Origin of the sequence: Halogeometricum pallidum JCM 14848 (assembly GCF_000337095.1) — an archaeon.
GTDB lineage: Archaea > Halobacteriota > Halobacteria > Halobacteriales > Haloferacaceae > Halogeometricum > Halogeometricum pallidum.
In genome coordinates, this window is record NZ_AOIV01000038.1 from 114,387 (window position 1) to 128,026 (window position 13,640).

The 13,640-nt window shown below is 65.9% G+C and carries 12 protein-coding genes; 3 read left to right on the plus strand and 9 right to left on the minus strand.

What is annotated here, in order from left to right; translation table 11 throughout:
- Nucleotides 1-216 precede the first annotated feature (216 nt).
- Together C474_RS15725 and C474_RS15730 are read right to left on the minus strand one after the other, a co-directional pair.
- Complete coding sequence (locus C474_RS15725) at nucleotides 217-1,143, minus strand: PH domain-containing protein (protein WP_008388552.1); 927 nt, start codon at nucleotides 1,141-1,143, stop codon at nucleotides 217-219.
- Nucleotides 1,140-2,600 (minus strand): PH domain-containing protein, encoded by a 1,461-nt coding sequence (locus C474_RS15730; protein WP_152421690.1) that lies wholly within the window; start codon nucleotides 2,598-2,600, stop codon nucleotides 1,140-1,142. Before C474_RS15730 ends, C474_RS15725 begins: the two co-directional genes overlap by 4 nt.
- 371 nt (nucleotides 2,601-2,971) lie before the next feature.
- Between C474_RS15730 and C474_RS15735 the strand changes: the two genes are divergently transcribed.
- Entirely contained in the window at nucleotides 2,972-3,610 is a 639-nt protein-coding gene (locus C474_RS15735; RefSeq protein ID WP_008388557.1) for a DNA-binding protein, read from the plus strand.
- Nucleotides 3,611-3,705: 95 nt separating this feature from the next.
- Nucleotides 3,706-4,176, plus strand: a complete 471-nt coding sequence (locus C474_RS15740) for a pyridoxamine 5'-phosphate oxidase family protein (protein ID WP_008388558.1) — start codon at nucleotides 3,706-3,708, stop codon at nucleotides 4,174-4,176.
- Nucleotides 4,177-4,422: 246 nt separating this feature from the next.
- Here the strand turns inward: C474_RS15740 and C474_RS22410 are convergent, their stop codons facing one another.
- From C474_RS22410 to C474_RS15760, 6 genes are all read right to left on the minus strand, one after another.
- Complete coding sequence (locus C474_RS22410; RefSeq protein WP_160166846.1) at nucleotides 4,423-4,596, minus strand: hypothetical protein; 174 nt, start codon at nucleotides 4,594-4,596, stop codon at nucleotides 4,423-4,425.
- 177 nt (nucleotides 4,597-4,773) lie between these two features.
- A complete protein-coding gene (locus C474_RS21745) occupies nucleotides 4,774-4,911 on the minus strand; it encodes a DUF7560 family zinc ribbon protein (RefSeq protein ID WP_083862077.1) in 138 nt (45 codons plus the stop codon).
- Nucleotides 4,912-5,028: 117 nt separating this feature from the next.
- A complete protein-coding gene (locus C474_RS15745) occupies nucleotides 5,029-5,442 on the minus strand; it encodes a winged helix-turn-helix domain-containing protein (protein ID WP_008388562.1) in 414 nt (137 codons plus the stop codon).
- A gap of 171 nt (nucleotides 5,443-5,613) precedes the next feature.
- Nucleotides 5,614-5,964, minus strand: a complete 351-nt coding sequence (locus C474_RS15750) for a four-helix bundle copper-binding protein (protein ID WP_008388564.1) — start codon at nucleotides 5,962-5,964, stop codon at nucleotides 5,614-5,616.
- A gap of 273 nt (nucleotides 5,965-6,237) precedes the next feature.
- A complete protein-coding gene (locus C474_RS15755; protein WP_008388565.1) occupies nucleotides 6,238-6,837 on the minus strand; it encodes a winged helix-turn-helix transcriptional regulator in 600 nt (199 codons plus the stop codon).
- A 308-nt stretch (nucleotides 6,838-7,145) separates the two neighbouring features.
- The gene (locus C474_RS15760) at nucleotides 7,146-9,836 is read right to left on the minus strand and encodes a heavy metal translocating P-type ATPase (protein WP_008388567.1); all 2,691 of its coding nucleotides are present in this window, start codon (nucleotides 9,834-9,836) and stop codon (nucleotides 7,146-7,148) included.
- Between the two features lie 357 nt (nucleotides 9,837-10,193).
- Here C474_RS15760 and bglX point away from each other — a divergent pair, with 357 nt between their 5' ends.
- Entirely contained in the window at nucleotides 10,194-12,422 is a 2,229-nt protein-coding gene (gene bglX / locus C474_RS15765; RefSeq protein WP_008388568.1) for a beta-glucosidase BglX, read from the plus strand.
- A gap of 16 nt (nucleotides 12,423-12,438) precedes the next feature.
- On the opposite strand, the gene C474_RS15770 is transcribed toward bglX, so the two are convergent.
- A complete protein-coding gene (locus C474_RS15770; protein ID WP_008388570.1) occupies nucleotides 12,439-13,629 on the minus strand; it encodes an amidohydrolase family protein in 1,191 nt (396 codons plus the stop codon).
- Between the last annotated feature and the right edge of the window lie 11 nt (nucleotides 13,630-13,640).

The window sequence follows — 13,640 nt, forward strand, 5'->3', positions numbered from 1 at the left end:
CGATATCTCGATTTCTGGAATCGTCGATTCGAGACCGTTCGACAAACGTTCACAGCGTGCTCGCGCACCTCTGCGGGTGGAACGTCGCCGTGAGCGAGGGCGACCGGTTCGAGCCAGGAAGTATCCACGACATCAGCGGTGAAGCGTTCGGGGGTGGAGCAGTCGAACGTCGCGTGAGCGGCGAAGAAGGACGTTCGTCGGTCGAAAACGGGAGCGCTACGACGCGTCCGTCGCGTCCTCGTCGAACTCCGAGAGCGGTTCGACGGTGCCGCCGTCGCTCCACGGTTCGGCGTCGGAGAGCGGTACGTCGGTGGACCCGCCGGCGAGGGCGGAGTCGACATCGGTCGACGACAGCGGTTCGACGGAGCCGTCCACGTCGAGGACCGGGTCGTCGTCGTCGGACGCCGAGTCGACCGGCGTCGCCTCGACGAACGCGTCGTCGAGTCGGTCGGCGTCGCGGTCGGCGCCGTTGACGGTGTGGTCTATCTCGTCGCGTATCTCGTCGGCGAACTCGGCGGAGTCGTAGACGGAGCGGACCGTCACGCTCAGGTTTCCGCTCGCCCCCGCCCGGACGTGGACGTTTCCGAGGCCGAACAGCGTGTCGACGACCGACTGCCGCTCTTCGACGGCGCGGACCTTCTCGAGCGGAACCTCGGTTCGCGAGAGGGCGACGAACCGGTACTCCTGCAGCACCCGTCGGTTCGTGACCACGTACGTCGTGAGCGTGTTCCGCCAGTAGCGGTGGATGCCCGTCGAGAACAGATATAGTCCCATCGCGAGGGCGAGCGTCGGGTACACCAGCGGGTGGTCGGTGAAGTACAGCAGGTCCAGTCCGGCCGCGAGGAACGGAACCGAGACGAACGTCTGCAACAATGCGCTCCGCTGGGCGGGGTCGCGGTCGTCCACGACGAACTCGTTCTCCCGCATCGTCGGTTCGTCGGGCGTGCTGGCGAACTGCACGTAGACGCCGAGCACGACGACGAACAGACCGAACAGCGCCAGCGTGACGCCGGCTAGCGGCGGCGCAGTCGGCTGGTTCGCCACCAGCGGGTACTGCGACTGGAACTCGTAGACGTAGGTTCCGAGCGCGAGGAACGGCGCGCCGAACAGCGCGCTCCACGCGGCGGGGAGTCCTCGGGTCATCGTCGCCCCTGCGAGAGTTGGAAGACGATTCCAAGCCCGGAGAGGAAGATGCCGACCAACGTGAGCGAGGTTTCGCCCAGCGCCGCGCCGCCGCAGGCGGTGAAGAAGCCGCGCCGACAGTCGGCGTCGCCGTCGTCCGACGTGTCCGCGGCGGGCGTCGCCGTCGGTTCGCTCGGGGTCTCGCTGGCGGTGAACGTCGGGGGCTCCGGCGTCGTCGTCTCGGGTTCGGACGGGACGTGGACCGTCATCGGACGGGTCTCGACGGCCTCGCTGCCGACGTACACCCCGTGTTCGACTCGCCGCGAGGAGAGCGGAACCGCCGCGTCGGTCACGTCGTCGTAGGCCACGCGGAAGCTGACGGTCCGTCGTTCGCCGATGGGGACGCGGGTCCACTCGGTGGCGACGACGGCGCCGTCGACGCGGTAGCCGAGTTGCCCCTCGAAGTCGGCGCTGTCGACGTTCCGAACCGTGAGATTGACGCGGTAGTCGTCGCCGGGGCGCACGTCGTCGGGCGCCTCGAAGGACTCGACCGCGAGGGCCGAAGCGTCCGCGCTGGGTCCGCGGACGACGCGGACGGCGCCGCCGGCGCGCGAGTCGCCGGTGCGGACGCCGTGGTCGTATGTCGTCTCGTTGCCGACGGGGCCGACGGCGCGTTCCACGTCGGCGAGCGTCACCTCGAAGGCGACCTGCCGGTCGTCGCCGCCGGAGACGGTGACGGCCCGTTCGGCGACGGGTTCGCCGGCGAAGGCGTAGACGACGTCTCGGGTGATGGTGACGTCGCCGGGGTTTCGGACCGTCGCGAGGACGATGTACGACTCGTTGTGAGAAACTTCGGTCGGCGCGTCGAAGCGTTCGACCGAGAAGTCGATATCGGGCGTGACGCGGAGGCGTGCGGCCGCCCCGGCGCCCGACTCGTTCCGGACGCCGTGAACGTACGTGCCCGAAGTCGTCGCGCCGAGCGCCGACTCGACGTCGGAGAACGGGACGGCGAACCCGACCGTCCGCGACTCACCCGCGCCGAGCGTCACCGTCCGGGAGGCAACGGTGGTCCCGTCGAGAGAGTACCGAAGCGTCTCGGTGCCGTTCGCCGATGCGCGGTTCGTCACCGTCGCGTTCACCTGGATGCCGTCGCCCGCGCGGAGGTTATCGGAGGCGTCGAGGTCGGAGACGACGAACACCGTGGTGTCGGCGGGCGGCGCGGATTCGGTCGGCGTCGACGACGCGTTCGGCGTCTCGGTCGCCGTCGAATCGGGTGAAGGGGTCGACGTTGACGCCGGTGTCGCCTTCGTCTCGGTGGTTCGATTCGCCTGGACCGTCTCTGTTGCGACAGCCGTCGCCGTGGAGGTCGAATCGGCGTCGCCGGCCGCACCGCCCGCCGCAACCGTTCCGGCGGAGACGGAACAGAGGACGAGGGCGAACACGAACGCGGTGGAGGACCAATTAGGATTCGAATTCACAGCCGAACTATCAATTACTCACTATATAAATGTTATGTGGAAGAGACAGTTTCCGTATTTGAGGGATGGAGGGGTATCGGTCAGATGACCCAACTGACGTTTGAAACGCCCTTATCATAGCATTAAGTGATTCTCGCTTGGCGGCTGCTTCGGTGTATCAGGTTAGTTAGATATACCGAAATTTTTTAATTCCTTCTTTAATCTGCAAAAGTCGGCGGGAGCTGCGAACGCAGCACGGCCATGGAAGATACTGCGTCGAAGGAGTCACTCTTCGTCGCACCACAGCCGATGCGGCGGCCGGTCCGAAACGCCCCTCCGACGACAGCCACCGCTAGCATGAAGGTGCGCCGGACGGACGGTGCGTACGATACATGGCGTCCGGAATACGAGCGACCGTGAAGTTCACCGACCCGGATGGCTGTCCCATCGCTCGGCGCTCCGAGTCCGCGACGGGGGCCATCGACCAGGCGTCCACGAGCGTTGCGTTGCCGGGGGCGGTGGGGAGCGTCACCGAGTTTCTGGTCCCGGGGGACGACGACGGCGAGGACGCCGTCTTCTCCTACGGAACGGCGACGGTGTTCCGGACCGTCCACGAGGGGGACGTGACCTGCCCCTGTGAGTGCCTCGGTCAGTTCGGCTGCCCGGTCCACCGGTACGTCGCCGACGACGGTGACCTGACGCTCGTCTTCCACGCGGCGGACTTCGGACAGTTACAGGAGGTGATGGGCGAACTCGGCGACCGCTTCGAGGACGTGGACGTCCAGCGTCTCCTCCACCCGCCCCTCGAAGGGCCGCCCGAGGAACGGGTGTTCGTCAATCGGGGGAAACTCACCGACAGACAGCGCGAGGTGTTGGAGGCGGCGTATCGGATGGGCTACTTCGAGCGGCCGAAGCGAGCCAACGCCACCGAGATAGCCGCCGAACTCGACATCACCCAGTCGACGTTCACCGAACACCTCGTCACCGCCCAGCGGAAGATCCTGGAGGACGTGCTCGAAGGGAGCGCGTAGGGGACCCGGCGCCGCCGTCCGGTGAAATCGGTCGATTGCCCCGCCCGCGCGGTGGACATACTTTAAGTCGAGTGGTCACCTCGCACCAGTACGCAATGTCACTCGCCCAGGAAACCGAGATGTCGGACTCGGAAGTCGACGAGTTCCTCGGTCGTCACGAGACGGGCGTTCTCTCGCTCGCCCGGTCCAACGAGCCCTACTCTATCCCCATCTCCTACGGGTACAACGCCGACGCCCGGACGTTCTTCGTTCGACTCGTCTCGACGCCCGAAAGCGAGAAGCGGCAGTTCCTCTCGTCGTCTCCACAGGCGCGCATCGTCGTGTACGAAGAGAGCGAGTCGAATCCGACGTCGACGTACCGAAGCGTCGTCGGCACCGGCGCCCTCGAAGAGATATCGCCCTCGGACCTGACCGTCGAACACATCGAACAGTACGGGAACGCGAAACGGCCGTTGTTCGAGATATGGGGACAGTCGAAGAAGGACCTCAACATCCAACTGTACACGCTCAACCCGGACGAACTGAGCGGACGACGAACGGAGATAGACCGAAACGCGGTCGAGTGACGAAAGCGGTCAGAAACCCGGAGCAAAGGCAAGTTCTGAGTATATAGGTGTTTCCTTGCGCCGAACGAGTTGTAGAACACCTGTAGCGAACGGTCAGTCGTCGAGCGGTCACTACGAAACGGAGCCTGCGAGCGCGAACTGCTCGGAGTTCTCCTGACAGGGATTCACGCCACACGACGGTGGCTTGACATTCGAACGGAAACGATACAGCGCCGTGATAACTTGATTCGTCAATCGACGGAGAGTTCACTCTCGTCGTCCGACGTACAGCTCCGCCGCTCGTAAAATGCCGATGAGGAGGACGGCACCAATACCCAGATTGACTATCTGTGACGCTGCAGGATTGATCACGTTCTCCACTTGCAACCAAGCGAGCGAGAGTGCACCAGCGGCGAAGATGAGCGCTATGGCGAGATACACTGCCGGGCTGGATCGATCAGTTGAAGTTGAGGCCGGCATCTTTGGAGTACTCTCCGTTCAAGGAGTGTTCATTAATACTCTTCTCTCCCTCTACCAACGGCGCTAACTACAGACGCTGTTCTGAGCGGCTGTTTTTGTGATGGGATTCGGAGAAAGGAACGGTAGTACCGACACCTGTTAACAAGAAGCGAAGTGCTGTGAATCGACCGACGCTCCGCAGACGGGGCATCCGTGCGTCAGCGTCGCCTCCCGCATCGGTCCGTTGATCTCGATTCGCTGACCGCACTCCGGACAGGTGAAGACGAACTCGCTCATGGTTGCTGTTTCACACTCACTCATATAGACGGTTTGGCTCCGGGAATCGATGGCTGTCCCGCCCGGATGTCCGAGTGCGGTCGAATCGAACGTCCGAGAGCGGACGCTTCGAGGGAGTCACCGCCCGCCCGCCACCGACGAGTAGGTCGACCGCTCGGCGCGTTCGCGGCGAGTGACCGAGAGCGAGAAGTCGCCCGCGGCGTCCATCGACACCACGATGTCGTCGACGCGGCGGCGGTACTCGCTGGTGTGCTTGCCGGACCGGCGGAGGCGGAGGCTCTCTTCGAGGAGTCCGGCCTCGGTGAGCGACTCCAGTTTCCGGTACGTCGTCGACAGGGGGATATCACATTCCTCGGAGAGTTCGCCCGCGGACAGCGCTTCCTCGCTGGTCGCTCGGAGGATGGCGCGGCAGTCGCCGTCGTCGAGCACGTCGAAGAAGCTCTCGACCTCGGAGGCGTCCGAAACCGTACGGTTCTCGTCGCTGTGTTCGCGGTGGCGGACTCCCATCGGGGCCATCGTCGACTGACTCATACGCTATACGATGCGGGGAACGACAACCAGTCTGCACCGCAGATATCTGGGGTGGTTTATATACTAGCGGCTCCGAGCGCTGCGAGCGTCGCGTATCGGGCACCGACGTGGGCGGTTCGGACGAGCGGAAAAATGGGGATCGACGCGAATCGAGTGCGCGTACGCCGCCAATCAGGCCATGCTACGGCACGTCTCGGCGCAGTCGCGGAGGACCTCCGCGCACTGCTGGCAGTGGTCGGCGTCGTGGCTCTCACACTCGTCGGCGCAGTCCTCGCACGCTTCGGCACACGCCTCGGCGAGGTGGCCGCTGTAGTCGGAGTCGCGGGCCATCAGTCGAGCGTGCAGCGACGCGATGTCGGCCACGTCGCGGCAGAGACGGGCGCACTCCTCCATCTCCTCGCTGCCGAGGCACTCGTCGGCGCACCACTCGCAGACCTCGGTGGCCCGCGTGCAGTTCTCGATACATTCGCGCTGTTCCTCGCTCAGGTGGTCGATTTCGGAGACGGTCTCTGAAAGGGACATTGCACATGTACTATCGGGCGGCTACTTTTCTTCCCTTGTGGCTTCGATTGTTAATCCGCTGTTCGCTGTGTGAACCCGGCGCTCACGGGTCATTTGAACGAGATCCGCCGAATCGGGTGTGACAACGCCATCCGAGCGGCTATTCGGTCGAACGAACCGCCGGTGTCGGGCCGCGTTCGCTTTCGAACGGAAAACGGACCGAAAGGAATAGGCGAGAAGCGGAGATAGCGCATCGATACTGACGTTCGTCGTACAGCGGAAGTCGAAACAGACTCACTCGTCGGTCGACCCGGCGAGCGACTCGTACTGGGCGCTTATCTTCTCCGCGCACGACGCACAGCAGACGTGGTAGAGGTCCCCCGACTCGACTTCCACCGTCTCGCCCTCGCCGGAGACGGTGTTCCCGCAGACCGAACACTTCACGTCGAAATCTCTCGCTTCGAGTTGCGGCTGCCAAGAGGAGTCGAGCACCGACTCGACCCGATAGTCTCTGACCTCCAGTCCCTCCAGAGCCGTTCGGAGCAGCGCCTGTATCTCCGACGGGGAGCGCGTCGTCTTGGCGATAATACGCGATTCGACGGTCCGGAACACGTGTTCGACACCGTCCTCGGACTCCAGTCGGGACAGCACCTCCTCCGCGTCCCTCGGGTACGCCTCGACGATGACCAGCGTCTCGTCGGCGCCCGAGAGCAGCGTGCGGTCCAGTTCGAGGGTGAAACGTCGGATGATGCCGAGTTCGCGGAGCCGTTCGACGCGGTTGGAGACGGTCGGCGGCGAGCGATTGACCTCCTCTGCGATACCGCGGAACGACCGGCGGGAGTCCTCCATGAGGAGCCGCAGAATGTCGACGTCCGTCTCGTCCAACTCGGTCATGGACCACGATTCGATTCGTAGCCTGTTTTGGCTTCTGGCAGGTCGGCCGTGCCCGTTTCAGTTGAACGCTCGAACCGGTCTCTCATCGGCCAACCGGGTACTGTCGTAAGTCCAGTTCGCGGGCCACTCCGCCGAGTTGCCCCGGTTAGAACGTGGCGTCCGCGAGCGTTCGTTCCCAGTTCGCTCCCCCCGCGCAGTTGCCACTGCGGAAGAACGCCGGCGTACGAATCTGACGCCGCTATATGCGCGTGAACCGTCTCAAAACGAGCCGCGATTGTACGGATTCGCTCGGGGCGGAAGCGGAAAGTCTACCGCCGGAGGAACCCGAGCAGTTCGTAGTCGTGGTCGGGCGTGTACTGGCGGAACAGCAGACTGTTCGTGAGCACCGACACCGAGGAGATCGCCATCGCGCCGGCCGCGAGGACGGGCTGGAGCAGTCCGAGCGAGGCCAGCGGAATCATCGCCGCGTTGTAACCGAGCGCCCAGAAGAGGTTCTGCTTTATTTTCTGAAGCGTCCCCTCGGAGACGCGGACGGCCTTGACGACGTCGAGGGGGTCGTCGCGCATCAGCGTCACGTCGGCCGCCTCGATGGCCACGTCGGTTCCGCTTCCGATGGCGCACCCGACGTAGGCGACGGCGAGGGCGGGCGCGTCGTTGACGCCGTCGCCGACCATCATCGCCCTGCTGCCGTCGCGCTGAATCGCCTCGACGGCGTCGGATTTGTCCGCGGGCAGCACTTCGGCGCGGACGTTCTCGGGGTCGATGCCGACGGACTCGGCGACGGCGCGGGCCGTGCGCTCGTTGTCGCCGGTGAGCATCATCACCTCGGTGCCGCGTTCGCGAAGGGCCGCGACGGCCTCTTTCGCGCTCTCTTTTACCGTGTCCGCGTCGGCGACGACGCCGAGCAGTTCGCCCGCTCGCGACGTTCCGCCGCCCGCACCGCGGTTCTCGCTCCGCTCCGAACCGCGCTTGCGCCCGACGAGCATCGCCGTCTTCCCCTCTGTTTCCAGTCGCTCCATCGTCTCGGTCGCAGGCGAGGGGTCGATGTCGTTATCGCGGAGCAACTTCCGGTTACCGACGAGCACCTCGTCGCCCTCGACGGTGGCGCGGACGCCGTGACCGGGGACGTTCTCGAATCCGGTGGCGTCCGGCACGTCGATGCCTCGCTCCTCGGCGCCGTCGACGATGGCGCGAGCGAGGGGGTGTTCGCTGCCGGACTCCGCGGCGGCCGCGAGTCGGAGCAGTTCGTCCTCGTCGGTCGCCGCGCGTTCGTGCGTCGCCACCGCGCCGCCGTCGGACCTCGCGTCCGACGAGGCTCGCGAACCATCGGTTCGCTCGCCGCCGTCGGCGAGTGCGGACGCGTCGTCGCCGAACGCCACCACGTCGGTGAGGCTCATCTTGCCCTTCGTGAGGGTACCCGTCTTGTCGAAGACGACCGTATCCACGTCCTTCGCGCGTTCGAGCACGTCGCCGCCCTTGAACAGCACGCCGTTCTGCGCGCCGATGGTAGTGCCGACCATCGTCGCCGCGGGCGTCGCCAGTCCGAGCGCACAGGGGCACGCGATGAGGACGGACGAGGCGAACACGACGACGGCGAACTCGAACGCCGACAGCGCCGCGGGGCCGCCGCCGACGAGTCCCCACAGCGGGAGCGACCCGACGAATCCGGCGAGCGCCTGCGGGAAGACGTACCAGACGGCGCCCCAGAACAGGGCGTTCAAGATGACCGCGGGGACGAAATACGCCGAGATGCGGTCCGCGAGGTTCTGAATCTCGGGCTGACGCGACTGCGCCTCCTTGACCGTCTGCACGATCTGTTGGAGGGCGGTGTCCTTCCCCACCTTCGTCGCCTCCACGACGAGCACGCCGTTCTCGTTGATGGTCGAGCCGACGACTTCGTCGCCCTCGCCCTTCTCGACGGGGACAGACTCGCCGGTGACCATCGACTCGTCGACGGCGCTCTGTCCGTCGACGACGACGCCGTCGGTCGGAATCTGCTCGCCGGGTCGGACCTTCATGCGGTCGCCGACCGCCACGTCCTCAACGGGGACGTCGCGTTCGGTGCCGTCGTCGTCGACGACCGTCGCCGTGTCCGCCTCCATCTCCAGCAGCGCCCGGAGGGCCTCTCCCGCCTGCCCCTTCGAGCGGGCTTCGAGGTAGTTACCGAGCGTGATGAACACGAGGATGAGCGCGGCGGTGTCGAAGTACAGCCCCTCGCTCGCCAGCAGTCCCAGCAGGACGACGGCGGAGTAGACGTACGCGGTGGAGGAACCCAGCGCGATGAGTACGTCCATGTTCGCCGTGCGGTTCTTCACGAGCGCCTTGTACGAGTTGCGGTAGAACGGCCGCCCGAGGACGATCTGAACGGGCGTCGCCAGAGCGAACTCCACCCAACCGAACGCGACGCCGAACACCTCGTCCGGGAGCACGTCCCCGCCGAGGAGCAGTTTCTCGACGAGGAAAAACAGGAGCGGCGCGGAGAGCGCCGCGCCGAACAGCGTCAGCCGGAGCTGTTTTCGGATTTCGGCCTGTCGGGCGGCGTCGCGTTTGTCTTCTGAAGACTCTCCGTCGTCGCCGTCCTCGCGGACGGGCGAGTAGCCGGACTCCTCGATGGCGTCGTAGAGGTCCGACAGCGTCGCCTCCGCGGGGTTGTACGTCACCTGCGCCTCGTCGGTGGCGAAGTTCACGTCCGCGGAGACGACGCCCGGCGTCCGTTCGAGCGCTCCCTGCACCGTCTCCGAGCAGTTCGCACAGGACATGTCGGTGATGGCCACTGTCGTCGTCTCCGCCACGGGGTCGTAGCCGGCCTCTTCGACGGCCGCGTAGATGTCCCCCAGCGAGACGACGTCGGGGTCGTACTCGACGGTCCCCTCGTCGGTGGCGAAGTTCACGTTCGCCTCGGTCACCCCGTCGAGTTCCTCGACGGCGCCGGACACCGTCTGCGAACAGTTCGCACAACTCATCCCTTGCACGTCGATGCGGCTCTTGCGCTGACTCATGGTACTAGATACGGGCCCGCTATTCAACCGGGTTTCCCTTTCGAAAGTTCGGTTATGTCTGGAGACAAACGTTCGAATCGAAAGCTCCGCGGCGGAGACCACCGGAGTCGCATCTCTGGTTCCCGTGACGCGTCGAAACCAACACACGTTTCACGCCGTTCGTCGGCGACGATGGCCGTCGCCGCTCTCGGCCTCTCGAGTGGGGAAGTTCCTTCAGTCAGACACGGCCGGGAACCGGCATCCGAAGCGATAGTGAAGCCGTCAGAGCAGTCCACTCGTGTCAGTGTCTGGGACCGATCGCGCGTCGGAGTTTCGGCGGAGCCGGTGGTTTATGAAGGCGTAGAATACCTATCGCACATGGAAGCGCAGACGCGGTCGTTGCTCGACCAGGTCCCGCCCGAGCGGCGAGCCGAGGTCGAAACGCGAGTCGAGACGCTGCTCTCCGAGCTAACGCTCGAACAGAAGGTGGGGCAACTGAATCAGCTGAACGCCGACTTCGCGACTGGAACTGCCGTCGACGACATGGACGTCGAGCGGGGGATCCTGGACGGCGATATCGGCTCGGTTCTCAACGTTGCTGACCTCGAAGAGGCGCGCCGGTTCCAGAAACTCGCGGTCGAGGAGTCGGACCACGGGGTCCCGCTGGCGCTGGCGCTGGACGTCATCCACGGGCACCGGACGATCTTCCCGATTCCGCTCGGCGAGGCGGCCTCGTGGAACCCGGAGATGGCAGAGCGATCGGCGCACGTCGCGGCGACCGAGGCCGCCGCCAGCGGGGTCCAGTGGACGTTCGCGCCGTCGGCCGACGTCAGCCGCGACCCGCGCTGGGGCCGTGTCATGGAGGCGGCGGGCGAGGACCCGTACCTCGCCGGAGAGTTCTCGAAGGCGCGCATTCGGGGGTTCCAGGGGGATGACCTCACCGCGGACGACACCATTCTCGCGTGCGCGAAGCACTTCGTCGGCTACGGCGCCGTCGAGGCCGGTCGCGAGTACAACACGGTCGACCTCTCCGAGACGGCTCTCCGTGAGATTCACCTCCCGCCGTTCGAGGCCTGTCTGGAGGCGGGCGTCGGCAGCGTGATGAACGGCTTCAACCTCTACGAACGCATCCCGGCCAGCAGTAACGAGACGCTCGTCACGGACCTCCTGCGCGGCGAACTCGGCTTCGAGGGGCTCGTCGTATCCGACTGGGACTCGTTCGGCGAACTCGTCGAGCACGGCGTCGCCGGGGACCTACGCGACGCGGCGCGAGCGTGTATCGAGGCCGGTTCCGACGTCGACATGGTCAGCGGTTCCTACGCGACCGAACTGGTCGGGTTGGTCGAGGACGGCGTCGTCGAGGAGTCGCTCGTCGACCGGGCCGTCCGACGCCTGCTGACCGTCAAAGGTGCCATGGGACTGTTCGAGGACCCCTACCGGTACTTCGACGAGGAGCGTCGCTCCCGGCGAATCCTCGCCGACGACCACCGCGAGGCCGCTCGAGAGGTCGCCCGCGAGTCCCAAGTCCTGTTGAAGAACGACGACGACCTGTTGCCGCTGGACGACGGCGGAGACGTCGCACTCGTCGGCGGACTCGCGGACAGTGCAACGGATATGCTGGGTGCCTGGCACGCCGTCGGCGACCCGGCGGACGTGACGACGCTCAGGACGACGCTCACGGACCGCGTCGAGAACCTGACGTACGCCGAAGGTTGCGACCGGGACGGCTCGGTCAGCGACGAGCAACTGGAGGCGGCGGTCCGGGCGGTCACGTCCGCAGACGTCGCCGTCGTCGCTGTCGGCGAGCGCTACGGCCAGAGCGGCGAGGCGGCGAGTCGCGCTCACCTCGACTTGCCCGGCGACCAGCGCGCACTGCTCGAAGCGCTCGTCGAGACGGGGACGCCCGTGGCCGCCGTCCTGTTCAACGGGCGGCCGTTAGCGATAGACTGGGAGGCCGAGCACGTCCCCGCGATTCTCGAAGCCTGGTTCCCCGGCGTCGAAGCCGGTCCCGCTATCGCCGACGTACTCCTCGGCGAACACAATCCCTCGGGTCGGCTACCGATGACGTTCCCCGTCACCGAAGGGCAGATACCCGTCTACTACAACCGTCTGCGAACCGGGCGACCGGCCGAGGACGCCGGCGCGGACCTGACGAAGCCGCCGGAAAATCCCAGTGAGAAGTACACGTCACGGTATCTCGACGTCCCGAACGAACCGCTGTACGCTTTCGGCCACGGCGAGAGCTACACCACGTTCGCGTACACCGACGTGACCCTCGATGCAGCGACGATTACGGCCGAAGAGCGACTCGCCGTCGACGTGACCGTCGAGAACGCCGGCGACCGGACCGGGACCGAAGTCGTTCAGGTGTACGTCAGAGACGTGGTCGGGAGTCGCGCACGGCCGGTCAGGGAGTTGGTCCGCTTCGAGAACGTCGACCTCGACGCCGGCGAATCGGCGACCGTCTCTTTCGAGTTGACGACGGCCGACCTCGGGTTCTGGACGGCCGACGAAGAGTACGCCGCAGAACCCGGCGAGTTCGAGGTGCAGGTCGGCCACGCGGCCGACGACATCACCGCAGTCGAGACGTTCGAACTGGTCGGGTGAGGCGTCTAAAGGTCGTTCACCACTGCCACTCTTCGCGCGGGTCGACGCTGTCCTCCGCGCGGTCGAAGACGTGTTCGCCGTCGACGAAGACGTGCTGAGCACTCGTATCGAACTGGTAGAACGGGCCGTCCCAGACGACGACGTCGGCGTCCGTCCCCTCCGCTAAGGTCCCGACGCGGTCCTCGATGCCGAGAATCTCCGCGGGGTTACGCGTGACGACGTCGAGGGCGGCGTTCTCGGGTAGTCCCTCCCGGACTGCGAGGCCGACGCAGACGTCGAGATGTCGCTGCGGAAGGACGGGAGCGTCCGTCTGGATGGCGATTTTGACGCCAGCCTCGTGGAGGATGCCGGGCGTCTCGAACGTGATGTTCCGGAGTTCGTACTTCGCGCCGGAGTACAGCGACGGACCGCAGACGGCGGGGACGCCGCGTTCGGCGAACTCCTCGGCGACGAGGTGTCCCTCCGTCGCGTGTTCGATGGAAAGGTCGTCGATGCCGAACTCCTCGGCGATGCGGAAGACGGTCACGATATCGTCGGCGCGGTGTGCGTGGACGCGCAGGGGTAACTCACCCTCCACGACGCGCGCGAGATTCTCCATCCCGAGGTCGCGGTCGAACGGGTCGTCCTCGTCCTCGGCTTTCGCGCGCTTTTCGACGTAGTCCTCGGCGTCCATCAGCGCCTGTCTGAGCGTCGCCGCGACGCCCGGTCGGGTGGCGGGTTGGCGGTCCTTCCGTTCGCCGTGGAACCGCTTCGGGTTCTCGCCCATCGCGGCCTTCATCCCGTCCTCGCGGATGAGCATCCGGTCGGCCACGTCCCCGTAGGTCTTCATCGAGCAGATGACACCGCCGATGACGTTCCCCGACCCCATCCGCGCGGAGACGCTGGTGACGCCGTTCTGGAAGGCGTGTTTCAGTTCCTCGTCCCGTGGGTGGAAGCCGTCGAGGGCGTTGACGTGCGGCGTGACGGGGTCGGTCCCCTCGTTGTAGTCGCCGTCCTCCGGTTCGCCCCACTCGGCCATCCCGGCGTGACTGTGCGCGTCGACGAGTCCAGGAGTGACCGGCGCGCCGTCGACGTCCACCTCGGCCGCTCCCTCGGGGGCGTCGACCTCGCCGACGGCGGCTATCTTCCCGCCTTCGAGGAGCAAATCGCCCTCGACCGTCCCGCGGTCGGTGGCCGTGTGGAGCGTCGCGTTGCGAATGACGTGCATACGCATCGGTC